The sequence below is a fragment of the [Limnothrix rosea] IAM M-220 genome (assembly GCF_001904615.1).
Taxonomy (GTDB): Bacteria; Cyanobacteriota; Cyanobacteriia; order Cyanobacteriales; family MRBY01; genus MRBY01.
This window is the reverse complement of record NZ_MRBY01000054.1, coordinates 1-26246: the sequence shown is the minus strand read 5'-3', so window position 1 is coordinate 26246 and position 26246 is coordinate 1. Positions and strand designations below refer to the sequence as shown.

Sequence of the window (26246 nt, the reverse complement as noted above, 5' to 3'; positions counted from 1 at the left end):
TTTCTCTAAAGAATTTTGGCTACATTCTTATCTATAACTGACGTTAAATATAAATATTAAAATTTAGATGCCAAGACGTTGATAAACCTGATCTAGGTGACGAATTTGGAATTGCGGATCAAAACAAGCCTCAATTTCTTCTGCCGATAGATGTTGTGTAATTTCTGGGTCAGCCTCAACATTGGCGCGGAAATCCCCCCCTTCGGTATTCCAGGCAGTATGGGCGCAACCCTGTACTAAACGGTAAGCATCTTCGCGGTTAATGCCTTTATCGACCAAGGCGAGGAGAACGCGCTGGCTGAAAATAACGCCGCCATAGACGTTCATATTGCGCTTCATATTTTCTGGATAAACCAGTAGGTTTTTCACGAGGCCAATTGTGTCCCGCAGCATGAAATGTACCAAAATACAGCTATCGGGAAGGGCAATGCGTTCAACGCAACTGTGGGAAATATCGCGCTCGTGCCAGAGGGCTACATTTTCGAGGGCGGCCATGGCATTACCCCGAACCAACCGTGCCATACCGGTTAAGCGCTCGGACTTAATTGGGTTGCGTTTGTGGGGCATGGCTGAGGAGCCTTTTTGTTTTTTTGAGAAAAATTCTTCGACTTCTAATACATCTGTGCGTTGTAGGTTACGGATTTCTACGGCAAAACGCTCAATGGATGCGGCCAATACTGCCAGTTGGTTCATGTAGTTGGCATGGCGATCGCGGGAAATGACTTGGGTGGAAGCGGTATCCGGATCGAGGCCTAGTTTCTGACAGGTGATGGCTTCAACGCGCGGTTCGATATTGGCATAGGTTCCGACTGCACCGGAGATTTGACCCACTGCAATTTCTTTGCGCACGGCTAGGAGGCGATCGCGGTTGCGGAGCATTTCAGCGAGCCAGCCAGCTAGCTTAAACCCAAAGGTCATCGGCTCTGCGTGGATACCGTGGGAACGGCCAACCATTACAGTGTAGCGGTGTTGTTGTGCCTGATAACGGATCGCTTGGATCAGCTCTTCCACACAGCTCAAAATCAGATCCATGCTGTCTACCATTTGCAATGCAAGGGCAGTATCTAATACATCAGAGCTGGTCATGCCTAGGTGGATATAACGGCCAGCATCACCAACATATTCATTGACATTAGTGAGAAAAGCGATGACATCGTGACGGACTTCTGCCTCGATTTCTAGGACTCTCGCTTCGTCAAAATCGGCTTTTTCTTTGATGACTTCAACGGCATCTTTCGGAATATAACCCAACTCTGCTTGTGCCTCACAGACGGCAACTTCTACTTTGAGCCATGCCTTGAGCTTTGCTTCATTTGTCCAGAGATTTCCCATTTCAGGGAGGGTATAACGTTCAATCACGAAATGCGCCGCAGAATACAACCTAGCTATTCTACAATCGCAGCCCTAAATTTGGGCAAGTAAAACTTTGTAATCTTCACCAAATGGTCATCTAACGAAAAGCTGAGTTTTGAGTCTCGTTTTTTTTTGTGGGCTATGGGGGGTGTAAAGAGGTGTCTAAGTTTGTCTTTGACTACCTTGAGCTTTGGGTCTGGACTCTGCTGTACCGCCAGTATTTTTGACATCGACAACTTTGTTGAGTAGCTCAAACCAGAAAGGTGCACCCATGGAAATTGCTATGCCACTAATGAGCCAGCCCAGGCATTGTTTGACCCACCCAAGGCTACGTTTGAGGAGGCTAAACTTTTCAATGTTTTGTACTTTTGCTTCTCCAGTGGTGGGATCGACTGTTTGATATTGGTCTTCTTTTGCTTCTTTAATGCCAAGTCGATAAAGGGTTTGTTGGCTTTGGTTATCGGGACTCCAGCCAATGGGTAGGTCAAGGTCTTCGATTTCAGGGCTATTTGGGTTCTGGAGCGCTGCACGGTCTTCTGGGGTTCCGGCTTCAAAGTTGATATTGGAGGCTTGGGTGGCGATCATCTCGCGTAATACGGAGTCTTGGGATAGCTGGTTCACAACGTAGAAGGTATCTACATTGGCACTGACTGCAATGAGGACTCCGAGGATAAAGGCAAAACCTTTGGCATTACGTTTGTATACGCCGTTGGCGCGGGTCATGCCTTTGTTAAACCAGTCTTCCACGCCGCGCTTAAATTCTGTGAGGCTGGCTTCGACATCGTCGATTTTTGCTTGGGTCTGATCGGCGATCGCCGCCATACTGTCCATGAGATTATCTGGGACATTATTCATCACTTCCCAAATATTTTCGACTTTTTCATGGTTGCTTTTTTCAATAATGCGCTCAATTTTGCAATGGAGTGATTGGGCGCTTTGCTTGGTTGCACTCAGTCTGCGGGCAATTTCACAATCAGGATCATCATTAGCAATCTTTAATTCTTGATAAGCACGGATAACCTGAGAAACACTCGTTTGCCTATTTTCTAGCCAAACAGCCTGCTCTTGATCGAGATAAATCTCTTCGCGGATTGTATTTAGTTCATTGAGAAACTGACGTTTTGCAATTTTTTGACGGTCATTTTCCTCTGGTAAATTTTCCTTGGCAGCCTGTACATAACGGTAAAGCTGCTCATACATTTTGTTAAATGACTGGTTGAGGGTCAGTTGGTTGTGGGTAAATTCATCAACAATGACACCCAGCACTTGATTCATTTTTGCTTCACTCAAACTTATTTTGATGGTTTGAGGAATGGATGGCTCATTGTCAATGTGCTGGCAAGCTTGATCGACAACTTCATCTATCCGGCGACGAAAGGCTTCAACTTTGTCGGCGTTAATCTCTCGAACAATTGTGTCAACTTTCAGGGTCTGTAAAATACTTGTGGCAAAGGTATCTGGTGGAATAGCTGAGGGGCCACTATTTTTGTCTGCATTAAGAATGCGCGTAAATCGACGGAAAAACTTCGCAAATTTTCCGGTTTTTTCGTAGTTAAGGCTGTTCATTAGGGGGTGACTGTACAGAAGTCCCGTTAGTTTTTTGCCTTTTTCTCTAGATTTCAGTAAAACTGCTTTTTGCTCTGGGGATAAACTTGGATCCTCTGGGTCGGCTACACCGGAAATTAATGTTGCGATGGACTCTTTGAGATGTTTGGCTCGCCATTGCATGATCGTGGTGATCACTTCTTGGACTTCTGATGCTAGTAAACTCAAAATGAGGTAGATAAAGACCAGTCCAATAGCGATGTCAACGACCAAAGACAATCCCATGGATACACTCCCTAGTTTTGGTGAAATTCTCTAACAATTTCCAATCATAGGGGACTTTTTCGTTCTAGCGATGGCGATCGCCATAATCGTTAAAAAAGTAAGATTTAATGGGGGAAACCTCACGTTAGCGTTGGTTTAAGCCAAAAAAAAATTTATGTCCTCGGCAAAATCATCCGTCCCCTTTGTCGCCTATTTGATGGCGTTTTTTTATATTCTGTTTAGTCTTTACCCTGATAGCCACAGTTTGATGGTGGCTTGGCCATGGGTGCTGGTCTGGCAAATTGGACTATTTTGCCCGTTAAATTGGTTTTTGCTCCAGCTTTGGGAAGATCATTGCCTATATCTTCTCGGTAATGGGTTCGACCAATTTTTATTAGTGATTTTGTTGGGTATCGGTGTTTCTACATTTGGTGCGGAGTTTCCACAGCAGGCGCGGTGGTATGGCTGGGCAAGCATTGGTTTTCTCGCAACGCTTTACCCGGTGAGTCACTGGCTGAATAATCCGGTTGGGCGATATCGTGTTTTCCTCGGACAAGGATATTTAAGTTTGGCTTTTGTGGCTGTGAGTTTAGCGCTGTGGCTCAGTCAAACGTTTTTTCCGGAAATTGAACGGCTCCAGGATCTGGGGGTGGCGGCCTCTCAAATTAATATTGATTTTTCGACCTTGACGTTGCGTAATTGGGCTCCATTAGGTCATCAAAATTATGTGGCGGGTTATTTGATTCTTTGTTTGCCGATGTTATTGGGATTGGCGATTTTGCACCGGGATTGGCGACGGTGGATTTGGCTAATGGGTGTGGCCATTGGGGGGGTTGATTTGTATACGACGAGTTCTCGTGGTGGTTGGTTTGGGTTTGCGATCGCGGCGATCGCCGCATTTTTATTTGCATGGAACTTTAGCCAAATTCGTAAATTTTGGTTAACCCTAGCGGGTATTCTCACCACAGGTATTTTGTTAATTGTGGTGTTAACGAATGATCGGCTTTATCGTCTGGTGATGCCAATTTTGCAAGGTCAAGGTCTTGGTGAACTTGACTACCGCTGGGTTAATGCCCAAGTCGGCTGGCATATGGGCAGCAGTCATCCTTTAACAGGCATTGGCTTAGGCAATGTCACCCTTTTATATCAGCAATATCGTCCCATTGAAGCTGGTCGCCTCTCCGAGATTATTTATCAACTCCACAGCACACCGGTGCAGCTGTGGGCTGAAATGGGCATTTGGGGCCTTGGTCTTTTTGTAGGTAGTTTGCTGTTTTGCTTTTGGGTGCTTTGGCGGATTCGCCACGATATTGTGTCAATGTCCCGCCAGGATCGGATTTTGCTCGGTAGTATTTACACTGGATTGGTCGGCTATTGGGCTTTAAGCCTAACGGATTATCAGCTCGATAATGTTTGTATCAGCGGCATTATTATTATTTTGACGGCAATTTTGGCGGCGATCGCCCGTAATGGTGAGCCACAAAAGTCGCTGCCAGCCCAGCCCAACACCGATAAGCCTTTCGGCAAAGTTCGGTTAATTTGCTTCGGTATTTTGGGATTTTATGGGGCGATTACATTGTGGTTATTACCGGCCCATATTGCTTGGGAAAAATCGAGTGTGGGTTTTGGTGCTCTCAGCCAAGAAACGCCTGACTACAACAAATTTGTCACTAATTTAAAAGAAGCACACCAACTCGCCCCTTGGGAGCCCTACTATACCCATCAACTCGCGTGGAATTTAGGGGAGCTCGGACTGCAAACCCAAGATCCCCAGCGTCGGGCACAGTATTTAGATGAGGCGATCGCCTGGTTTGAAACAAGTAACGCCATCTCGCCAGCGCGGGAATTTGCCCACACCAACTTAGCGTGGCTATATATGGCAACCCAGCAACCAGAAGCTGCCTCCCAAGAGTTTTTGGCTTCCGCCCGTTTAGTGCCAGCCAAGCGTGGCGTTTTTTATGGCTTAGGGCTCAGTCTTTTAGACCAGGGAAAATTAGAGGCAGCGGTTGAGGCGATCGCCCTTGAAATCCTGCGCGACCCACAATTTATTACCAGCCCAGTGTGGCGCGCTGGAGGGCTAGTGCAGCTCTATCCAGCAGTGGCCTCTAAAGTTATAGACAACTACAATTTGCTGCTAGAACAATATCCCGAAGATGCATTGCTCCATCGTTGTCGAGGGGCGATCGCCTGGTGGATAGGCAACCAAGATCTAGCCGAACAAGATTTCCTCACCTATGGCACTGCAGACACCCTTAATCTCATTGCCCGTGACAATATCGCATCACCAGCACCTGAAGAAAATAACATAATCTCCCTATTACACCTAGCTTGGGAAAACCCCGACACAAGACTAACCTTTATTGATCAAGCATGGAGAGCAGCCGGACGTACCGACGAAATACCAGATATTATTCGCCAAGATTTCGCTGTATCTATGTCCCAAGCCGCCAACTTTGAACAGTGGCTACGGGCTTATGCCCCAGAATGGCAATATCGTCGGACACGCAGTGGATTTAATGTCATTAGTCGTCATATCGATGGTTCAATTCCCACTGATTTTTGGACAATTACTGAAAATGTGGCGATCGCCACATGGTTCAATAGCGTCTTTCCCGCTGTCGTATATCAACCAAGCTTTGACCGCCAACTCCAGCCCCTAAGAGAAAAACTGTGGCAAACCATCACCACCAGTTCCTGACATAAATTTCCAAAACGCCAAAAAAATCGATAAATAAAAAGAGAGGCCGCTACCGACCTCCCCAAGCCAAACCAAAAACGAACGCTAACGCCCTTAAGCGAGGCCAGTATTCGCACCCGGCTTACCAGTTGCCAGTTCAACTTTGACAATTTTGCCGCCCATTTTCATGATGCGCTGTTGCTCACGAAACCAGTTGTCATAGGGCACAAGCTTTGTGAAATAAGTATTTTGCAACTCACGCTGAGTCCGAATTCGGGTTTGGCTTGGAACACAAGCCGTTACTTTAAACATCCGCATAGGTTGACGATCTCCTAAAAAATTAACCCAGTCTTTTTTATAAAAAACAGATTTTATAATCGAGGCTGATATGACAAAGTTCGGAAGCATGTCCCACCACTCAGATCGCTAAAACTTTAATGTCGCCTAACAACGAAAAGCTTAAAGAGATCTAAATAGCGCGCGCATACTTCCGAACTTATAAACGGGTACTACATCATTTGCATCTGACAGATGCGAAGAATTAGCTTAAGCCAGAGCAGATGTAGTCAAAGTAAACGCCCATTTCGCGACCAGCATCAGCACCAACAAGACCAGCAGTGACTTCTTTCATTGCTTGGATTGCTTGAACGGTAGAGCCGACGGGTACACCGAGGGAGTTGTAAGTTTCTTTCAAACCGTTGAGAACGCGCTCATCGAGGATGGAAGGATCACCAGCGAGCATGGCGTAAGTGGAATAGCGGAGATAGTAATCGAGGTCACGAATACATGCAGCGTAACGGCGAGTGGTGTACATGTTGCCACCAGGACGAGTTACGTCGGAGTAAAGAAGGGACTTTGCGACAGCTTCTTTAACGATTGCTGCAGCGTTTGCACTGATTACACTAGCTGCACGTACACGGAGAGAACCGGTCGTGAAGTAGGACTTGAGCTTTTCCATTGCTGAGCCATCAAGGTACTTACCTTGGACGTCAGCAGAGTTGATTACAGAAGTAATTGCGTCTTGCATTGTTATATTTCCTTATCTTAATTAGGTCTAAACGAAGTTCCAGAGGGTAAACACCGTGGATACATGTAGTCAAACTTAGTAATTCTACTAAGGATTACTGCATTGCTCCGATGACATAGTCAAAGTAAGTGCCAGCTTCTGCTGCATCATCACCAGACATCATGCCAGTTGCAACGGACTTCATCTCACGTACAGCTTGAGCAACTGCGTCGATGGGAGTACCGAGGGACTTGTACATCTCGCGCACACCGACGAGACCAATTTCTTCGATAGGAGTAACATCACCAGCAACAACACCATAGGTGATGAGGCGGAGGTAGTAGTCCATGTCACGAAGACAAGTTGCAGTCATTTCTTCACCGTATGCATTACCGCCGGGAGAAACAACGTCGGGACGCTTCTGGAAAAGTGCATCGCCAGCGGATTTGATGATGCGCTCGCGAGAACCAGTGAGGGTCTCTGCAATGCGGAGACGGCTTTCACCAGAAGTAACAAAAGATTTGATGCGATCGAGTTCACCAGGGCTGAGGTAACGAGCTTCAGCGTCGGCGTTCACGATGGATTTCGTGACGATACTCATCTATGGATTCCTCCTCTAGATATTGAGAATAAATAAAGTAAATAATGACCAGATTTTAAATTTAAACTGGTTTTTTATCAAATTTGCACTGGCTAGATCGCTCTTGCTCAAAAATGCTCAGGCGATCGCCAATGCTTGGTTTGTACGAGACCCAAGAGACAAGGTTTATTCTCACTTTCCAGTAAGGGATTGCCTCGAAATGTTCCTGGTTCCTCTACAGCCATCAGGGATTATTTTGCGTTACTGTGCTGCGCTTCCTTTGTGTTCCGTAACAGTTTTTAACATCTCTCATTTTTGCGATACTTTGGTTTTATCGTTTTGTCTCATTGGAAAATATTTGCTTTTTTTGTTTGCTAAAAAAATCTGGTGCTGCGGTTTTTAAGCTTTGACAAAATACAACTGTCTTTAGAAATATCTAATGAGATTTGTTTGGTACAAGTAGGGTTTGGCTATTTTTGGTACTGTTTGTGATCGTTCGTGGCTAAAAAAGGCTTAGTTGTTGAGGCTCGGAGGGCAAGTCTTGCCAGGGGAGCGAGGGGACTGGTAGTTGTGCTTGTTCTAATTTTTGTTGGAATTTTTTGGCGATCGCCGGCGAGTGGTCTTCGATAGGGCAGTGAACAAAAAAATAAATTTCTTTGTTATCAGATAACCATTGCGCTATTTGCTCAACCCAAGCACTTAAATAAGGCTCGCTATAGTCAAAATTTGGATGACTAATAAAACGAACAATTGCTTGTTGGCTGGTACTAATTTGCTGTAATGGCACATTTGGTTTTTTTCGTTGGGATTTGGCTTGGGGATTATCAGGACAGTTATAAATAGGACGAGTATCGAGAAGGACTTTTGTAATGTTTTGAGACTCTAGCCACGTTGCCAAAGCTAAACTATGGGGCTCTTTAAACCAGTCAAGGTGTCTCACTTCCAAGGCGAGTTGTATGCCTGTATTGGTGAGGGCCTGAAAAAAGTTTTTTAAGTCATCAAATTGGGCAGGGGAATAGCTCGGCGGGAGCTGAGCAAAAATACATCCAAGGCGATCGCCCAACGGAGCGACCCTGTCCATAAATTCTTGCGCCGCAGACAGCTGAGGGACAAGCAAACCTTGATGAGTTACCGTTCGGGGGAACTTGAGGCAAAATCGAAAATCCTTTGGAGTTTGTATCCGCCATCGATTCACCGTGACCTCCGAAGGCACCGCATAAAACGTCGTATTCCCCTCAACCGTCCGGAGGCGATCGCCGTACAAACGCAACAAATCCTGCGCAGAACTGCCCGCCGGAAAAAAATTACCGAGCCACCCCCGATAAGACCAAACCGCACACCCAATCCGAAACTCAGCCATCACCTTCGTACTCACCAGAAACAAGCCCTCCATCCCAAGACTTAGTAAAACTGTAACTAAACCCACATAAATCAGTATTTATACTTAGCCATTTTGTTCACTCCGAGCAATTCAGTCTTGAAATTACCGCTACAAAAAGAGTATGCGATTAGCAGCATGCACATTTGTCAATACTTGTTTACAATGTGTAATAAGCATTCCGAAACCCAAGTCAACCTAAAGAAGTCCGTTAATAGTACAGACCCTTTAGACCCTGACTCAACCCATAGTAAATCCTAAGGAGCAAGCATATGTTTGTCGGCGAAAACGACCTATCACTAGAACAGCAATTCAGTCTTCGATCCTTTGAAAGCCAAGTGCAGCAGATGGATCGCGAGCAAGCCCAAGAATATCTAGTCAAACTTTATGAGCAAATGTTGTCGCGCGAAAATATGTACAAAGAAGTAATTAAGCATCAATGGGGTCTATAAAGCCCCTCTCTATCTAGAAAGATCTCAGCCCTTCTGAGTGACATCGTTTGTATCCTGTCCCATTTCAATATTTTCCATTTGCACTAGCTATTTTGCCAAGAGAGGTTCTTTCTTAAGACAGCTCAAAAAAATCAGCAAAGCTTAAGGCAAGACAGAAAATAAACAGCCTCTTTCTCAATCTCGGTTTATTCAAAAAATCAAGCTTGGGATACTGGGTTGAACAGGATATTCACCTTTGCACGATGAATTTTTCTGACCACCAAGATCCATTAAAAAGAAGTGTTACCGTTAAAGTACTAGATTTTAACTGGCTTTAATATTATCGGCGGCACGTTTCATGTTCCATAGCGCTTTAATTTGTACTGATTTTACCGACGGTTTAGATCGACTGACCAACTGTATCGAAAATCTTGTTGGTGGCGGACTATCAAAAATTGTTTTTTTCCACAGTGTGCCGTTGTGGACAGAAGGAAACATACCTCGCATTGATAAAGAGAAAATTACCGAAGCTCAATCTCTCCTCTCTAAAGCTCTGATTCACACGCCTGATGGCGCTGATGTGAAAGTTGAAGTGATTTCGGGCAAGCCTTTAGACAACATTAATAAAGTCATCGAAGAATACGGTTGTGATGTCATTATTGTCGGCACACCGATCAAAAATTTAATCCAAGAAAAAATGTTTGGTAGCACCAGTCTGGGCTTGATGAAATCCCTGAAAAAGCCTGTGATGATTCTGCGCCCTCAAATTGTGTCTACTTACACCCGTGAGGAGTTGGCACTTCGATGTAAGCATCTGTGGCGGTATCTGCTATTGCCTTACAACGACAGCGATGAAGCAAAGCATTTGATTCAGCAGGTAAAGCAGTTTGCAGCTAGTGCTCCAAAGGATTCATTGCAGCAATGCTATTTATCTTGGGTCTTAGATGACAGTGGCATCCAGCGTCTGCAGATTGATGCTCTCAAAAAAGACGCAACCAAAAAGCTTGAAGCTGTCAAGGCTGAGTTGGAAGAGGTAGGTTTAACTGTCAAGACGGCGGTACAGGTTGGTGCTCCCCTCAACACGATTATGGACATTGCTGTGAAAGAAGATATTAGTGCGATCGCCATTGCCAGTAAGCCTCGTAACCAACTACTCGAATTGACGATCCATAGCTTTGCCAGTGATTTACTGCATAGGAGCTGGTTTCCGACTTTGTTTTTCCCCATGTGATGTAACTCACTCAGCTGTCGTTAACATTGTCACCCTGGAGCTATAGGGAATATCACATAAGCCATTTTGCTTAGTCACAGCGTTTAGCTAGGGTCTCGGCCAAACTTAAGGCATTAGAAAATCCGGGTTATTCACAGGGGAATCAACCAATGCAAACCTATATTCAGGTCGTGATCAATGATGTTGTGACAGAAGGGGTTTTACCTCGTCATCGCTATCAACTAATTCAAGGGTTACTTTCAGAAGGGAGACTCCGCAAGGAGGACAAAACTTGGATTGAGCGCCTCTGCTATGGTGTCAACCACAACCTTTTGCCCCTAGTTGATTAAGGTAATCTTCAGATTTCCTTCCAAATGTAACGAATTGCAAAGTATAATCTTATTTATTGTTTTTAAAACAAACGTTCTTTACGAGTAGGAAACCTTACACCATGCGTGTTGCGATCGCCGGAGCCGGACTAGCAGGATTATCTTGTGCCAAGTATCTAGTAGATGCAGGACATACTCCCATCGTTTTAGAGAGGAGAAATGTACTTGGCGGTAAAGTTGCAGCATGGCAAGACGAAGACGGTGATTGGTACGAGACCGGTTTACATATTTTCTTCGGTGCATATCCCAATATGCTCCAGCTTTTTAAGGAACTAGACATTGAAGATCGCCTCCAGTGGAAAGAGCACACCATGATCTTCAACCAGCCCGATGCCCCCGGCACTTACTCCCGGTTTGATTTTCCAGATTTGCCAGCGCCCGTGAATGGCGTATTGGCCATCTTAAAAAACAATGACATGCTGACTTGGGAAGAAAAAATCAAGTTTGGCATTGGCCTAATTCCCGCGATGGTTCAGGGTCAGAAGTATGTTGAAGAAATGGATAAATACTCCTGGTCTGAGTGGATGAAAAAGCAAAACATCCCCGAACGCGTTGAAAAGGAAGTCTTCATTGCCATGTCTAAGGCATTGAACTTTATTAATCCCGATGAAATTTCCGCAACTATTCTCTTGACTGCTCTCAATCGTTTCTTACAGGAGAAGAACGGTTCTAAGATGGCATTTCTCGACGGGTCTCCTACCGAGCGCCTTTGTCAGCCCATCGTTGACTACATCACAGAGCGTGGTGGCGAAGTTCATCTCAAGCGTCCTTTAAAAGAATTTGTCCTAAACGATGACGGTACGGTGAAGGGCTTCTTGTTAAGGGGTCTAGATGGTAATCCCGATGAAATGTTTACAGCAGATGCCTATGTCTCTGCAATGCCTGTTGATCCGCTGAAGGTTATGTTGCCTCCAGCTTGGAAAGAACAGGACTTCTTTAAAAAGCTCGATGGCTTAGAGGGCGTACCTGTCATTAACTTACACATGTGGTTTGATCGTAAGCTCACGGATGTTGATCATCTTCTTTTTTCGCGATCGCCGCTCCTCAGCGTTTATGCTGACATGAGTAATACCTGCCGGGGTTACTACAGCGACAAATCAATGTTGGAATTAGTCTTAGCTCCCGCAAAAGACTGGATCTCTAAATCTGACGAAGACATTATTGCCGCCACAATGGAAGAGTTAAAGCAACTTTTTCCGGATGACTTTACCGGTGATGACCAAGCGGAGCTGCTGAAATACCACGTTGTAAAAACCCCGCGCTCGGTTTACAAGTCCATTCCTGGCCGCCAAGAGTTTCGACCAACCCAGGACACACCGGTTAAAAACTTCTTCTTAACGGGTGACTATACGATGCAACGTTATCTTGCCAGTATGGAAGGTGCTGTATTGTCAGGTAAGCTAACAGCTCAAGCCGTTACGAAAGCTGCTGAAACAACTCTTTCTAACACCACTGGTGCTGTATCGGTTGCTGCATAATCCATTCATCTAGGAGCTTATTCAGCAAATTGACTGAGTGATTTCCCATTTGAGTCGTACAATGCGACAATCATTATGGCTTTTTTTTGCCCACGGGGAGAGTTCGAAACCGCTCCCCAGACACTTCGCCCGCAACGCATGCTGCAATTGTCTAGACTTCAAAACTACCCCCAAACAGCCTCGTCGTTTGTCTCTTGTGAGGAGGCTTATGAATATTGCCGTACTATTACTGCAAAATATTCTAAAACGTTTTATCTAGGCACTTTATTGATGCCACGTGAAAAGCGAGAAGCCATTTGGGCCATCTATGTTTGGTGCCGTCGCACGGACGAACTTGTTGATGGTCCAGAAGCTGTCAATACGACTCCAGAAACCCTTGATAACTGGGAGAGGGATCTAGAATCGGTTTTTGCTGGCCAGCCTATTGCCAACCCTGATGTGGCTTTAGTCGATAGCCTTAATCGCTTTCCCCTAGATATTCAGCCCTTCAGGGATATGATCGCGGGTCAAAGAATGGATCTGTACCGTAGTCGGTATGAGACCTTCGAAGACCTCAAGCTCTATTGCTATCGTGTCGCTGGCACTGTCGGTTTAATGTCTGGTGCGGTGATGGGATTACAAGCGCCGACAAATCCTGCTCCTTGGGATAAAAATAATCAGTCTGATGCTGTGCCGATAGAAGAAGCTGTGGCTTTGGGCATTGCCAATCAATTGACCAATATTCTGCGGGATGTCGGTGAAGATAGGGGGAGAGGTAGAATTTATCTTCCTTTAGAGGATTTAGAGCGATTTAACTACTCTGAGAAAGAGTTATTTGATGGTGTCATTGATGATCGTTGGCGATCGCTAATGAAGTTTGAAATTGAGCGTGCCCGTAAATATTACGACATGGCAGAAAGCGGCATTCGTTCTTTACACCCCGATGCGCGTTGGCCTGTGTGGTCTGCCCTCATGCTCTATAAGGGCATTCTTGATGTGATTGAAGCCAATGACTACGATGTGTTTAACAACCGTGCCTATGTTCCGACATTGCGCAAAATGAGATATTTGCCGGTTGCTTGGCTGCGCGCTCAGGTTCTTTAGGGTGACAGATTATGGGGGCGCAAATCGATCATTAAAATATTGCGGCGATCGCCCCCAGATCTCAATACAGCAAACTAATTGATCAAACTTTTAATTTGGTCAACAAACGCTTGGTGATCCACAATAGGTTTGGAGATGTAGCCATCAGCACCACTTTTTTCGAGAAAAGACTCGCGATCACCCTGCATCGCATGGGCAGTGACCAAAACCACCGGAATATCCTTAGTCGCATCATCTGACTTTAGGAGTTGAGTGATGCGAATACCATCGACCGATTCCCCTTGGTAAGAGCTATTAGTCAGCGAAACGTCCATCACAATCGCATCAGCTTTTCCTTCGCTGGCCATTGTCAAAATATAATCAACATCTTCCGAGCAAACGACATCAAACTCGCCACGTTTCTTCAAGATCTTCGTAAATACGCGAATGTTAATTGGGTCGTCTTCCACAATTAAAATTGTTGACATTGTGCTCTCCCTGCTTTGGTCTGATTCACATGATTACCCAGATATGTAATCCCTGTAGAAATATCTTGTCATAAATAGCTAGGTTTTATGTCACCAGTCAGTTATTTTACTTCCTCAAACACTTACGTGGATGCTGTTCTAAATGTTTTGTGAAGAGTTGGTAAAGTTCAACATTTAACAATAAAACAAAGACTCAATAGTCTTAAAAATACGATCACTATGGTAAATTAGTACAAATAAACTGTTTTTAGTGAAATGCTTTGCCATTTTTCAGCGAATCCCCTTAAGGTGAAAAAGAGGCTGAAAGTTGTAAAGATTTGAGAATCGAGAGTATATTCCTTGGCAACAGCGTCTGGCTTTAACGACCCTAATACGAAAATTCATGGCACAACAACTTGATCTGCTCCAACTTGGCAATATTGTTCCGACAGCACTCCACACCGAAATGGAGCAGTCGTATTTGGAATATGCCATGAGCGTGATTGTGGGTAGGGCACTGCCCGATGTTCGCGATGGTTTAAAGCCTGTGCATCGGCGTATTCTCTACGCCATGTATGAGTTGGGTTTAAGTCCAGACCGCCCCTACCGAAAATGTGCGCGGGTTGTGGGGGATGTACTGGGTAAATATCACCCCCATGGTGACCAATCTGTTTATGATGCTTTGGTGCGTTTGGTGCAGGATTTTTCGACACGTTATCCCCTGTTAGCTGGGCACGGAAATTTTGGCTCGATTGACAATGACCCGCCTGCGGCAATGCGTTATACGGAGACGCGTTTAGCGCCGGTCAGCTTTGAGGCCATGTTGGGACAGGTGGGGGAAGAAACGGTTGATTTTACGGATAATTTTGATGGATCGCAGCAGGAGCCTGTGGTGTTGCCGGTGCAGCTGCCGATTTTGCTGCTCAATGGGTCTTCGGGTATTGCGGTGGGGATGGCAACGAATATGCCGCCCCATAATCTTGGTGAGGTGGTTGATGGCTTAATTGCGGTGATTGATCGCCCTGAGATTGAGGATGAAAAACTCTGGAAATATATTCCGGCACCGGATTTTCCGACTGGTGGTGAAATTGTCGATCTTGATGGGGTACGACAGGCTTACAAAACTGGACGGGGCAGTATTCCGATGCGGGGGATTGTGCACCTTGAGGTGTTGCAGGTTGGGAAAAAACGAAAGCGTGATATCAATGCTTTGGTGATTACGGAGTTACCTTATCAAGTAAATAAGGCGGCGTGGATTGAGAAGATTGCGGCTTTGGTGAATGATGGCAAAATCGTCGGGATTTCTGATATTCGGGATGAGAGCGATCGCCAAGGAATGCGGGTTGTTATTGAACTGAAGCGGGATGCGGCACCAGAAGCTGTTTTGAAAGTGCTTTATAAAAAAACGGCATTGCAATCAAATTTTGGCGCGATTATGTTGTCTTTGGTGGATAATCAGCCCCGCCAATTGTCGCTAAAGCAGATTTTGCAAGAGTTTCTACGGTTTAGGGAGGAAACGGTTACTCGCCAATATCGTAATGAGCTGGAGCATAAGGAAAGTCGTCGCCACTCGGTGGCAGGATTGCTGCTAGCACTGAATAATATCGATAGTGTGATTGAGATTTTACGTAATGCGCCGGATGGGACAACGGCAAAATATCAGTTTCAAGGGGAGCTGGGTCTCAGTGAAATTCAGTCGGATGCAATCTTGGCGATGCCGATGCGGCGTTTGACGGGTTTAGAGAAGCAAAAATTAGAGCAGGAATTTGAAGAGTTGGATGGTGATATTGGGAAGTTAAATGTGCTTTTGAACGATCGCCACGAGTTATTAAAAGCCCTAAAAAAGGATTTGCGATCGCTGAAACGGAAGTTTTCTGACCCGCGTCGGACAAGGTTGCCGGATACTCAGCCGGAACCGACAAAAACCCAAATGCCTGAGACAACGGCAACGGAAGCGGGGGTCTCAGAAGTTCCAAAAAAGAAGCGCCGCCGCGCGAAGAAAGAAGCTGAACCGATGCTTAATCTATTGCCGCAGCGTTCGGAAACATCCCATGTGGCGATCGCCGCTGATGGCGGTATTTACTGGGGCAATGATGATGCGGGTATTGTGAGTGAAGAGGCTATTTTTTATAAAGAAGCCATTGGCCAGCAGGAAAATCTCATTGTTTGTACCGACCAAGGTAAGGCCTATCCGGTGGCGATCGCCGATTTACCCTACCAAGAGCAGCGGGATAAACCTCAGTTGGCAGAGTTATTGCCTGACCATGCCCAGCGCGATAACCACCAGCCCATTACACAATTTATGTTGCCGGAGAATTTAGAAGAGCTTGACCTTCTGTTGTTGACGGCCAAGGGCAAGATTAAACGTTTAGCAGCGACAGAATTAGGCAGCTTTACCAGCCGCGGTTTGAGCCTAATTAAGCTGAAAGACAAAGACTCATTGCAGTTTGCGTTTTTTGTGCAGCCCGGTGAAGATCGGGTGGCGATCGCCGTTAGTAGTGGTCGTGTTTTACATTTACCCATTAGTCAGAGCGAAATTCCAGTTCAGGGTCGTACATCCCAAGGAAATCAAGCTTTAAAACTGCGATTTAACGAAAAAATTGTCGGTTGTGAATCTTTACAGCAGGGCGAAGAAATCTTTTTGCTATCGGAAGAAGGCTACGGTAAACGTCTAGAGGCAAATAGCTTGCGCCTTGGTCGTCGTGGCGATATGGGCAACCATGTCATGCGATTTGAGAGTAAGACAGATTTGCTCCTAACGATGTTCATTCCCGATACGGAAACGCAGCTATGGCTAAAGGATTCTAAAGATCAGGTTGAGCTGATGGGTCTCGATAAATTTCCCGCCGCCAGTAAGGATAGTAGCGGTCGGCGATTCTTTAAATTTACAAAGGGCGATCGCCTCGTGACGGCGCACCTTGCCCACGAATCTAGCCAATAAAGACTCAACAAAAACAATAAAAAAGAGGGGATGTTATGTCCCCTCCGGTGCGGTCATTTTGCTGACCCTTCAGTTTCTTTTTCAGCATTTGATTGCGTTTTTTTAGTTGACGCTGGCGGGCTGAACCACCTTTGCCTTTATCATTGCGACCCCGACGGCGAGGACTTTCCCAACTTTTAATACGCATAAACCCATGATTGATTGATGTATTCTGTGAGTATAGCGTAAGTACTACAAAGTTAGTCTGGCAGGGTACGCATCAGTTCTAAAGTAATGAGGTAATCGTCTTGTTTGCCTTGGTCTAGAAAGAGCTGGGCAGCTTGTCGATAGTCTTGTCTGGCGGCAGCATATTCACCCCGTTGGGCGTACAAACTGCCTCGATTGCCGTAGGCGGGGGCGATGTTTTGGTTGAATTCAATGGCGCGTGAATAATCGGTGAAGGCGGCTTGGTACTGTCCTTTCTGTTCCATGGCAACGCCTCGCAGATAATAGGCCATGGCATTTTCTGGGTCATTGCGGAGGGCAAAATTGTAGTCGGCGATCGCCTCATCGATTCTATTGCCTTGGCGATAAATAGCCCCCCGTCGCAGGTAAGGCGTAACGAGAGAGGGGTCAATTTCAACTGCCATTGAATAGTCGGCGACAGCTTGCACAACATTATTAAGTTGCTGGTAAACTAAGCCCCGCTCTACATAGGCACTAGCCAAACGGTTATTCAGATTAATGGCTCGGGTAAAATCCTGTAGCGCTAAAACTGCTTCTCCTGTGGCCGTGTAGGCTTGACCTCGGGCGACTAGAGCTAGTGTATTATCCGGATTAAGGGTTGTCAAAATGCGGTTAAAATCGGCGATCGCCCCAGCGATATCATTGGCCTGAGCTCGTAATTTACCGCGCTGGAGATAAGATATTTCGTGATTTGGGTCGCGCTGAATCGCTCGGTTATAGTCGGCGATCGCCTCGACGGTGTTACCCATTTTTGCCTGGACAAAGCCCCGCTGATAGTAAGCCTCTGCAAAGTTTGGGCTAAACCCGATAGCGGTCGTCAGCTCAAATAACGCTGCGCCATAATTTCCTAAGCGGCTTTGGTTGACCCCAACATAGTAGGCCTCTGGAATCGTTGCAGTGACTGAATCCTGTGCCAATGAAGGAGCAGCAGGCACAGCGGTAAAAAATAAACCAAAACAGGCGATCGCTGGGCGTAGAGAGTGTCGTCTAAACATCAAAAAAGTCCCTTTTGTATGAAGTAAAATCGCAATTTAAGCTCTAGATGCAGAAGAGTAATAGGTCTGGCAACCAACGTGAGGCCGCACAAGACCCAATGATCGAAAGGTGGCAAATCTGGTAATACCCACTACCGATTTTGTGACAGCTTCATCCCGTTATAGTTCCCGGATGTAGGGTTTCACCTTGGCTGTTTCAAGGCCTCATTGGTCACGGTACACCTTTTTTTTGATTGTAATTTCTGATGGCCCAACCATGAATTCTTCCAAGGGGCTAGGGATTCGTACTAAAGTATGGTCTAGCAAACCTTGCGGAATGATTGATGCTAAAGCTGTTTAAGCAATACGAAAAATTAATGACCCAGTTGCTCATGATCATGTTGGCGCTTGTCATTGGTTTAGCCACGCTGGATATTGGCTGGATGATTTTTCATGATCTAATCCTTGCAGCGCCTTTTTTATTAATTGACTCGGATCAACTGCTGGATGTATTTGGCCTATTCATGTTGATCATTATTGGGATTGAGTTACTTGAAACGATTATGAAAACCTATTTTGTGAAGGGCAATAATCACTTTGAAGTCGTGCTTTCTGTCGCTATCATTGCGATCGCCCGTAAGGTCATTATTCTCGATCTTAAACAAGTAGATAGCCTCACCATGTTTGGTATTGCCGCAATTATTCTGTCCTTGACCATTGGTTACTACTTCATGAAAAAGAGTCACGATGACCCCCCCAAGGATGACCCCAAAGAAATAGCGCCGCCTCCACGCTCACCAAAGGCACGTAAATATTCTGACTATGACAACTAAAGGCCACTGTATTAATACAGACCCTCAAGGGCTAGACAAAATCTAGCCAAAATTAGGAGTGCTGGTAATTTTAACGGCTAGCAGCCTGCACTTCTAATAATTTTTGCTGTAGAAAGGCAATGCGATCCAATGCGCCAATTTGTTCTGCCACCTCTAATGCTCTAATCAAAAAAGCTTCAGATTGTTGGCGATCGCCAAGCTCAGCATAAAAGAACGCTGCATTTTCAATGGTTTTAAATTCTTCCGCCAAATTATCTTGTTCCCGTGCGAACTTTGACCAGCGATTTAAAGCCTTAAAAGCAAGGTCTGTTTGACCCATCATTCGGCGAGTCAGATAACGTCCTTCGAGGGCCCGGAACTGATTATCAACATCGCGAATATCTTCGGCGGCTAAAAGACCATCCGTATAGGCGATGATGGCATTGTCACCCTGACCAGCGTAGAGAAAAGCATCCCCCAAATTAGTTAAGGTTAGGGTTTCGCCTGCGGGATTTTTCGCTTCGCGGTGGAATAGAAGCGCTGTATTGTAGCGTTTGATCGCTTCACCATAATTGCCCCGAAGTGCTGCTGCTAACCCTAAATTATTTAGACTAATGCCTGCTGTTAAAGCGTTTTCGACAGAACGGGCGATCGCCAAGGCATCGGAAAAAACTTCCTCGGCCATATTGAGATTACCCTCTTTGAGGAAGAGTGTCCCAAGGTTATTGAGGGCAAACATCTGAGCCTGCAAATCATCGCGATCCCGAGCAACAGCTAGGCGACGGCGGAAAGCATCTTCGGCAGAACGAATATCCCCAAGGGAAACATAGGCTTCACCGAGGTAATCATAGGTAAGTCCTAGACTTTCTTCGTCCCCAAATCGCTGGTAAATATTGGCCGCCTTGAGCCAATGAAAAATAGCTTTATCCAGCTGACCTTGCTGTTCTGCCTGTTGTCCGAGGCGTAACTGGAAATCACCATCTTCCCGCTTTGTCATTTGCTTGGCCGCATTTTGTCGACGTCCTTCGGCTAATGCTGGAGTGGTTCCGAGTACACCCACACTCCCTAGGCTCAACAATAGGCACAGGGTTAGCCAAAAGGGAAAAGTGGAACGAAGAGTAAACTGGCGCGACATGGTGATTTTTTGCACAGTGTGTGGATAGGCTAGGTCGTTTTTATCATAGCGATGAACGCTGATCATAGCTTACCCATTTTGCATCGCATCTTATCTTTTACAATTGTGCTGGGCAAGGCGATCGCCGTTAATGGAGATCAAGACATTGACACCCTCTCCCAGCCACCCTAGCGGGTATGCAGAGAGATTCCTTGGGTCGCCCCAAAGATTTCCTGTTTCACTGCCAGTTGGCTAGACACCGTTACCGATGCCCCCGCTACCTCGACTCCACAGGCATTTTCGATTTCCCGTTGCCCACGGGTACTAATCACTTGAGCAGCCGCCACATCACGAGGCTTAACTGACCCGCAGTTGTAGCAGTGATGGATACGCATTGAGAAGTCTTTCCCGACCGCCGCTCCACAATCTGGACACTCTTGAGACGTGCCACGCGCATCCACCTTGCCGTAATACACATCCCGCTTGAAACAAACCCAAGGGAGAATCTGGTGGGTGAACTGACCTAGACCAGCATCCAAAGTGTGCTGACCTAACATCCCTTTGGCCACCATGCGAAAGTCCAAATCTTCCACGAACACCATCCCAGCGTTGTCACACAGATGATGAGCCAACTTAAAATGCCAGTCCCTACGGGTATCAGCAATACGTTGATGCACCCTCGCCATTTTCTTCTGGAGTTTCAACCAATTAGCTGACCCCTTCTGTTTTTTCTTCAGCCTGCGTTGCAGCAATTTCAGCTTGCGGTGCAGCTTCTTGAAAAAGTGAGGTCGCTTCACCTGTTCCCCATCAGAAGTTGAGAGAAAGTATTTTAAGCCAACATCAATCCCCACCGGATGCCCGTGAGGGTGGACAGCAGGAATATCAACATCAGCTTGCATACTCAACATGACAAAGTAGCCGGATGCCTTGCGGACAACCCTTGCTTGCTTGACGACAAACAAATCAGGAATTTGACGCGACCACCGAGCTTTAATCAGACCCAACTGAGGCAGCTTGATTCCCTCTGTACTGACAGGATTCTTCAGCATTTGCGGGAATACCAAGCTCCGCATCCGAGCCTGGTTCTTAAACCGAGGTAAACCTGACCGCTTTAGCAACCAACCTTCCCAAGCTTGCTCAAGCTTCCTGAGAACTTGCTGGAGCACTTGAGCATTTACGCTCCTCAGCTCCTCATTTCCCTTCTTCGCTATGGTCAGGCTTTTGGCTTGGTTGTGATACCCCGGACAAGGGGTGCTTGCTGGCAAGATGAACTCCTGCCGAATCGAGCAAGCATTGATCGGCGACTTCCGAGAACTGAGCCAATCCTTGCGCTCTCGTAGAGCAAAGTTCCACACCTTACGGCAAACCGTTAAAGTGCGCTCAATCTCTGCAACCTGCTCGGCAGTTGGCTCTAGCTTGAATTCCCATGTCACATTAAGCATATCTACATAATAACAGACATTGTGTAAACTGCTCACTTTGTTCACGCTTCGCTACACCACCAAGCAAGCTTTTACCTATGGTCGGAGTACTGCGAAGTTCTTCTTAGAGGCGATTTGCTTCAAGGAATTCCACCATGATTGTCTAAAGAGACTTTCGGTAAAGTTCAACATTTGTCCGAGGCATATTACTTTAGCTACGCAAAATTTTAGAACATAATCAACTGCCATCATTTCAAGAACAGTAAGCTCCCTGTCTTCAGAATCCCGCAACATCTCCCCAGACAAGCCGAGTCAAGTTAAAATCACACATAGCAAATACTTGTAAACCTACTCCCACCCTGCCGTCGTGACAGAAGCAAAGAGCTACAAAAACACCGTTAATCTGCCAAAAACAAAATTTGACATGCGGGCAAATGCCCCCAAAAAAGAACCAGAAATTCAGAAATTCTGGCAGGAGCAGCAGATTTACGAAACCCTCGCGGCAGAAAATCCGGGAAATACTTTCACGCTCCACGATGGCCCTCCATACGCCAATGGTGACCTGCACATGGGTCATGCCTTAAACAAGGTGCTGAAGGACATCATCAATAAGTACAAACTGCTCCAAGGCCACAAAATTCGCTACGTACCGGGTTGGGATTGCCATGGTTTGCCCATCGAGCTAAAAGTGCTCCAAAACATGAATGAGGAGACACGCAAAAATTTAACGCCGCTTAAACTCCGCTATAAAGCCCGTGATTTCGCCCTCAAAACCCAGAAAAAACAGGCTGAAAGTTTTAAGCGCTATGGTGTTTGGGGTGATTGGGAAAATCCTTATCTCACGCTGACTCCCGACTATGAAGCGGCACAAATTGAAGTGTTCGGTGCAATGGCGCTCAAAGGTTATATTTATCGTGGTCTGAAGCCTGTTCACTGGAGTCCCAGTTCCCAAACTGCCCTTGCTGAAGCCGAACTCGAATATCCTGAAGGTCATACCTCGCAAAGTATTTATGTGTCTTTCCCCATCACCGAATTGAGTGATACGGCGCAGGAGGTTTTGGGAGATTATGGTTCAAGTTTGGGTGTGGCGATCTGGACCACAACTCCTTGGACTTTACCCGGAAATCTTGCTGTTGCCATCAACCCTGATCTTGAATATGCAGTGGTTGAAACTGATGGAACCCTTTGCGCTCAGAAATATTTGATCGTCGCGAAGGATTTGGCGGAAACTCTCACGGGCACTTTCGAATCTGCCCTTGCGATTAAGGCAAGTTTTAAAGGGGAGGTCATTGAAAAATGCACCTATCAACATCCGCTGTTTGATCGCCAAAGTCCGGTGGTTGCGGGTGGCGATTACATTACGACAGAATCTGGTACTGGCTTAGTGCATACTGCTCCCGGCCATGGTCAGGAGGACTACATCACAGGCCAAAAATATGGTTTGCCTTTGCTTTCTCCCGTTGACGCAGAAGGAACGCTAACGGCTGAAGCGGGTGACTTTGCTGGGTTAAATGTTCTCGATGGCGCAAACGACAAAATCATTGAAGCATTAAAAGGTAAGGACGCTTTATTGAAAGAAGAGGCCTATCAACACAAATATCCCTACGATTGGCGCACGAAAAAGCCGACAATTTTCCGGGCAACGGAACAGTGGTTTGCGTCGGTAGAAGGGTTCCGTGATCAGGCTCTCGCGGCGATTAAAGATGTGCAATGGATTCCGGCGATCGGTGAAAATCGTATTACGCCCATGGTCGGCGATCGCAGTGATTGGTGTATTTCCCGTCAGCGGACTTGGGGTGTGCCGATTCCTGTTTTCTATGACGAGGAAACTAACGAGGAATTGCTCAACGAAGAAACCATTAATTATGCAAAAGAGCTAATTGCAGAGCACGGCTCAAACATTTGGTGGCAAAAGCCTGTGGAAGAGTTGTTGCCCGAAAGCTATCGCAATAATGGTCGTACCTATCGCAAGGGCACAGACACCATGGATGTATGGTTTGATTCTGGGTCTTCTTGGGCGGCAGTGGCGAAACAGCGGGAAGGCATGGACTATCCCGTCGATATGTACTTGGAAGGCTCTGACCAACATCGCGGCTGGTTCCAATCGAGCTTGCTGACTAGCGTTGCGGTTAATAATTGTGCGCCTTACAAAACGGTTTTAACCCACGGTTTTGTGTTGGATGAAAAGGGCTACAAAATGAGTAAGTCCGTCGGTAATGTTGTTGACCCGAACATCATTATCAATGGTGGCAAAAACCAGAAAAAAGAGCCTCCCTACGGTGCTGATGTGTTGCGTTTATGGGTGTCTTCTGTGGATTATTCTTCGGATGTGCCCATCGGTCAAACAATTCTCAAGCAACTTGCTGATGTTTACCGCAAGATTCGCAACACGGCTCGCTTCCTACTGGGCAATATCCATGATTTTGATCCGGCAAAAAATGCGATCGCCTACGAAGATTTAGCAGATCTCGATAAATATATTCTTCACCAAACCCATAATGTTTTTAGTGAGGTGACGGAGGCCTTTGAGAGTTTCCAATTCTTTAAATTCTTCCAAAAGGTGCAGAATTTTTGCGTGGTTGATCTCTCGAATTTTTACCTTGATATCGCTAAAGATCGCCTCTATATTTCTGACGCGGATTCTCCTCGCCGCCGCAGTTGCCAAACTGTTATTGCGATGATTCTGGAGACGCTCACCAAGGCGATCGCCCCGGTACTTTGCCATATGGCAGAGGATATTTGGCAGAACCTTCCCTATGAAACTAACAAAAAGTCTGTCTTTAACTCAGGCTGGTTTGAGCTGGACGAAAAATGGGCAGGCGATGAAGCGCTATTTCAGAAGTGGGAAGAGTTACGCAAGATTCGCAACGGTGTAAACCAAGTGCTCGAAAAGGCTCGTACCGAGAAAATGATTGGTGCATCCCTCGAAGCGAAGGTTTTGATGCGTGATGTTGATGGCAAATTGGCTGATTGGCTCGCGACTCTCAATCCTGAAGGCGGCTTAAATGACGGCAATCGTGTCGATGAATTACGTTATTTGCTGTTAGTTTCCCAAGTTGAGTTTGTGACTGACTCTCTCGATGGTGAGCAATATCAAGACACCCTTGAGCTAGCTGGTGGTAAATTGCAAGTTGCCGTCCAAAAAGCTGATGGTCATAAGTGCGATCGCTGCTGGAATTATTCCCTAAGCGTGGGTTCTTTTGACGATGACCCCACTATCTGCGATCGCTGTAATGAAGCGCTCCAACAAAAATTCTAAATAATAATTTAGCGGGTGCAATTCCCGCTTTTTTAACACCCTACTGATGGATTTTCAGCATTTCTTTTCCTATTTATTGGCTCCCAGTTTGCGCATTCCAATGGGTATTGTGCTGGCCTATCTTGGTGCATTAGTTGGCTGCGCAGAGCTACTCAGCCGCAAAACTAATATGAGCGCTGAACTAACTCGCAAAATTGTGCATATTGGTAGCGGAAATGTCATTCTTATTGCGTGGCTGGGCGACATCCCCGGAGAAATGGGAGTTGCAGCGGCTTTTGTCGCCGGAATTATCGCGTTAGTTTCTTATTTTTTGCCAATCCTACCGAGCATTAATAGCGTTGGCCGCCAAAGTCTTGGCTCGTTTTTTTATGCCTTGAGTATGGGAATTTTGATTTGGTGGTTTTGGTCAATTCACCAACCTTATTTTGCAGCGCTCGGCATTCTTGTGATGACTTGGGGTGATGGTCTCGCTGCTGTCATCGGCACGAACTTCGGCAAACATCCTTACAAAGTATTCGGTAATAAAAAAAGCTATGAAGGCACGGCCACTATGTTTTTCGTTAGTTTGGCGATCGCCCTTCTTCTCCTCATCCCTTTGAGCCTACTCGCTTGGCAACAAATTCTAATTGCAGCAATAATCGCCCTTGTCGCGACGTTCCTCGAAAGTTTTGCCCAGCTAGGCGTTGATAACTTACTCGTTCCTGTAGGAAGTGCCGCCGTTGCCTTTTTCCTCAGCCAATATTTTGTCGCAATCTAAATCGCTTTAGGAAAAGACGTGATTTTGGCGATCGCCATCAACTCCAAAGCGCTATCCGTTAACTTAATACTCTTAACGCTAAATTCCATCCCACTAAACATTAGTCCATTGAGATTGAGTAGATCTAATAAAGTTGTCCCTAAACTCTCAAAAACACGATCAAAATTTTCCCTATTTTCTGAGTACTCACTACTCTGGAAGGCGATCGCCTTTTGATTAATGTCATAGCCAACAACAAACCTTGCATCGAGCCCATGAACATCAGAAGTACTCTGCTCAACTAATACGACCTTTACTTGCAATACATTCGGTAGGTCAAAACCGCAGCTGAGTGTCTGTATCATAAAACCTTGCGGAATCACCCCATTAAGCTTACGAGAAAGAGCATCCTCTAAATCCGTAGCACCCACTTCCAATAACGCATTCCCAAAAGCCGGTTCACGCAACTGCACATTACCCATCAGTGCCTTAAAAGGATGAACACTAATATTTTCGATCAGCAAAGAAAAGTCCGTTGCCCGGAACCCCTGAGAAGTAACCACATTTTTTCCTTCCATCGCAAACGAAGAAATAATTCCCTTAGACAATTCCTGAGGATCGACCTTGACATTGACAGAAAAAGATTCCGACTCCCGCATTTGACTAGCCAATGCCGCCGTTGCAATGCGGTTAATCGCCTGTTCACCGAGGCCATCGAGATTTTTCAGCATGTTCATTCGTCATATTTAGCAGATTTACATAAGATAGCGCATTCATGACCCCAGTTACGCCCAAAAAAAAAGCCCCCACAGGGAGGGCTACAAACGCTAACTCTAAAGATTTAGAGAGCGTTACCACGGGGAAGAGCTTCCTCAGGGAATACAAATTTTTCGTGAATTTGGTCTTGGGGTGCCATCCATGCAC

General features: G+C 46.0%; 22 protein-coding genes and 1 pseudogene. 10 read left to right on the top strand and 13 right to left on the bottom strand.

The window, feature by feature from the left end:
* Positions 1–63 precede the first annotated feature (63 nt).
* Both purB and NIES208_RS15990 read right to left on the bottom strand, forming a co-directional pair.
* Entirely contained in the window at positions 64–1359 is a 1296-nt protein-coding gene (gene purB, locus NIES208_RS15995) for an adenylosuccinate lyase (RefSeq protein WP_075893986.1), read from the bottom strand.
* A gap of 156 nt (positions 1360–1515) precedes the next feature.
* Positions 1516–3183: a hypothetical protein gene (locus NIES208_RS15990; protein ID WP_075893982.1), complete on the bottom strand. Its 1668-nt coding sequence runs from the start codon at positions 3181–3183 to the stop codon at positions 1516–1518.
* Between the two features lie 154 nt (positions 3184–3337).
* On the opposite strand from NIES208_RS15990, the gene NIES208_RS15985 reads away from it, so the two are divergent.
* Positions 3338–5860, top strand: a complete 2523-nt coding sequence (locus tag NIES208_RS15985; protein ID WP_075893981.1) for an O-antigen ligase family protein — start codon at positions 3338–3340, stop codon at positions 5858–5860.
* Positions 5861–5953: 93 nt separating this feature from the next.
* On the opposite strand, the gene NIES208_RS15980 is transcribed toward NIES208_RS15985, so the two are convergent.
* The 4 genes from NIES208_RS15980 to NIES208_RS15965 form a co-directional block, all read right to left on the bottom strand.
* Entirely contained in the window at positions 5954–6157 is a 204-nt protein-coding gene (locus NIES208_RS15980; protein ID WP_075893985.1) for a phycobilisome linker polypeptide, read from the bottom strand.
* A 223-nt stretch (positions 6158–6380) separates the two neighbouring features.
* Positions 6381–6866, bottom strand: coding sequence for an allophycocyanin subunit beta (gene apcB / locus NIES208_RS15975; RefSeq protein ID WP_075893980.1), 486 nt, complete (start codon positions 6864–6866; stop codon positions 6381–6383).
* A 94-nt stretch (positions 6867–6960) separates the two neighbouring features.
* A complete protein-coding gene (locus NIES208_RS15970) occupies positions 6961–7446 on the bottom strand; it encodes a globin family protein (RefSeq protein WP_075893979.1) in 486 nt (161 codons plus the stop codon).
* 481 nt (positions 7447–7927) lie between these two features.
* Positions 7928–8851 carry a DUF72 domain-containing protein gene (locus tag NIES208_RS15965; protein ID WP_235641417.1) on the bottom strand — a complete coding sequence of 308 codons (924 nt, stop codon included), beginning with the start codon at positions 8849–8851 and terminating at the stop codon, positions 7928–7930.
* Between the two features lie 224 nt (positions 8852–9075).
* Between NIES208_RS15965 and NIES208_RS15960 the strand changes: the two genes are divergently transcribed.
* The 5 genes from NIES208_RS15960 to crtB all read left to right on the top strand — a co-directional run bounded on the left by NIES208_RS15960 (position 9076) and on the right by crtB (position 13394).
* Positions 9076–9255 (top strand): NblA/ycf18 family protein, encoded by a 180-nt coding sequence (locus tag NIES208_RS15960; RefSeq protein WP_075893978.1) that lies wholly within the window; start codon positions 9076–9078, stop codon positions 9253–9255.
* A gap of 337 nt (positions 9256–9592) precedes the next feature.
* The gene (locus NIES208_RS15955; protein WP_075893977.1) at positions 9593–10465 is read left to right on the top strand and encodes a universal stress protein; all 873 of its coding nucleotides are present in this window, start codon (positions 9593–9595) and stop codon (positions 10463–10465) included.
* A 149-nt stretch (positions 10466–10614) separates the two neighbouring features.
* Positions 10615–10794, top strand: coding sequence for a hypothetical protein (locus tag NIES208_RS15950; protein ID WP_075893976.1), 180 nt, complete (start codon positions 10615–10617; stop codon positions 10792–10794).
* Positions 10795–10895: 101 nt separating this feature from the next.
* Entirely contained in the window at positions 10896–12311 is a 1416-nt protein-coding gene (pds, locus tag NIES208_RS15945; RefSeq protein WP_075893975.1) for a 15-cis-phytoene desaturase, read from the top strand.
* Positions 12312–12449: 138 nt separating this feature from the next.
* Positions 12450–13394 carry a 15-cis-phytoene synthase CrtB gene (gene crtB, locus NIES208_RS15940; protein ID WP_075893983.1) on the top strand — a complete coding sequence of 315 codons (945 nt, stop codon included), beginning with the start codon at positions 12450–12452 and terminating at the stop codon, positions 13392–13394.
* A gap of 74 nt (positions 13395–13468) precedes the next feature.
* Here the strand turns inward: crtB and NIES208_RS15935 are convergent, their stop codons facing one another.
* Complete coding sequence (locus NIES208_RS15935) at positions 13469–13861, bottom strand: response regulator (RefSeq protein ID WP_075893974.1); 393 nt, start codon at positions 13859–13861, stop codon at positions 13469–13471.
* Positions 13862–14243: 382 nt separating this feature from the next.
* Between NIES208_RS15935 and NIES208_RS15930 the strand changes: the two genes are divergently transcribed.
* Positions 14244–16781 (top strand): DNA gyrase/topoisomerase IV subunit A, encoded by a 2538-nt coding sequence (locus NIES208_RS15930; RefSeq protein ID WP_075893973.1) that lies wholly within the window; start codon positions 14244–14246, stop codon positions 16779–16781.
* Between the two features lie 4 nt (positions 16782–16785).
* On the opposite strand, the gene NIES208_RS19850 is transcribed toward NIES208_RS15930, so the two are convergent.
* Positions 16786–16968, bottom strand: coding sequence for a hypothetical protein (locus NIES208_RS19850; protein WP_075893972.1), 183 nt, complete (start codon positions 16966–16968; stop codon positions 16786–16788).
* 52 nt (positions 16969–17020) lie between these two features.
* Complete coding sequence (locus tag NIES208_RS15920; RefSeq protein ID WP_075893971.1) at positions 17021–18001, bottom strand: tetratricopeptide repeat protein; 981 nt, start codon at positions 17999–18001, stop codon at positions 17021–17023.
* Positions 18002–18324: 323 nt separating this feature from the next.
* Between NIES208_RS15920 and NIES208_RS15915 the strand changes: the two genes are divergently transcribed.
* Positions 18325–18813: a phosphate-starvation-inducible PsiE family protein gene (locus NIES208_RS15915; RefSeq protein WP_075893970.1), complete on the top strand. Its 489-nt coding sequence runs from the start codon at positions 18325–18327 to the stop codon at positions 18811–18813.
* A gap of 70 nt (positions 18814–18883) precedes the next feature.
* On the opposite strand, the gene NIES208_RS15910 is transcribed toward NIES208_RS15915, so the two are convergent.
* On the bottom strand, positions 18884–19927 hold the full coding sequence (locus tag NIES208_RS15910) for a tetratricopeptide repeat protein (protein ID WP_171971792.1): 1044 nt from the start codon (positions 19925–19927) through the stop codon (positions 18884–18886).
* 167 nt (positions 19928–20094) lie between these two features.
* Positions 20095–21384, bottom strand: a complete 1290-nt coding sequence (locus NIES208_RS15905; protein ID WP_235641416.1) for an RNA-guided endonuclease InsQ/TnpB family protein — start codon at positions 21382–21384, stop codon at positions 20095–20097.
* Positions 21385–21694: 310 nt separating this feature from the next.
* On the opposite strand from NIES208_RS15905, the gene ileS reads away from it, so the two are divergent.
* Positions 21695–24586, top strand: a complete 2892-nt coding sequence (ileS, locus tag NIES208_RS15900; protein WP_075893967.1) for an isoleucine--tRNA ligase — start codon at positions 21695–21697, stop codon at positions 24584–24586.
* 46 nt (positions 24587–24632) lie between these two features.
* Entirely contained in the window at positions 24633–25343 is a 711-nt protein-coding gene (locus NIES208_RS15895; RefSeq protein ID WP_075893966.1) for a diacylglycerol/polyprenol kinase family protein, read from the top strand.
* Here NIES208_RS15895 and NIES208_RS15890 read toward each other — a convergent pair.
* Positions 25340–26059, bottom strand: a complete 720-nt coding sequence (locus tag NIES208_RS15890) for an LmeA family phospholipid-binding protein (protein WP_084176663.1) — start codon at positions 26057–26059, stop codon at positions 25340–25342. The genes NIES208_RS15895 and NIES208_RS15890 overlap by 4 nt on opposite strands.
* A 104-nt stretch (positions 26060–26163) precedes the next feature.
* A pseudogene (locus tag NIES208_RS15885) lies at positions 26164–26246 on the bottom strand (photosystem II protein D2); the annotation flags it as partial.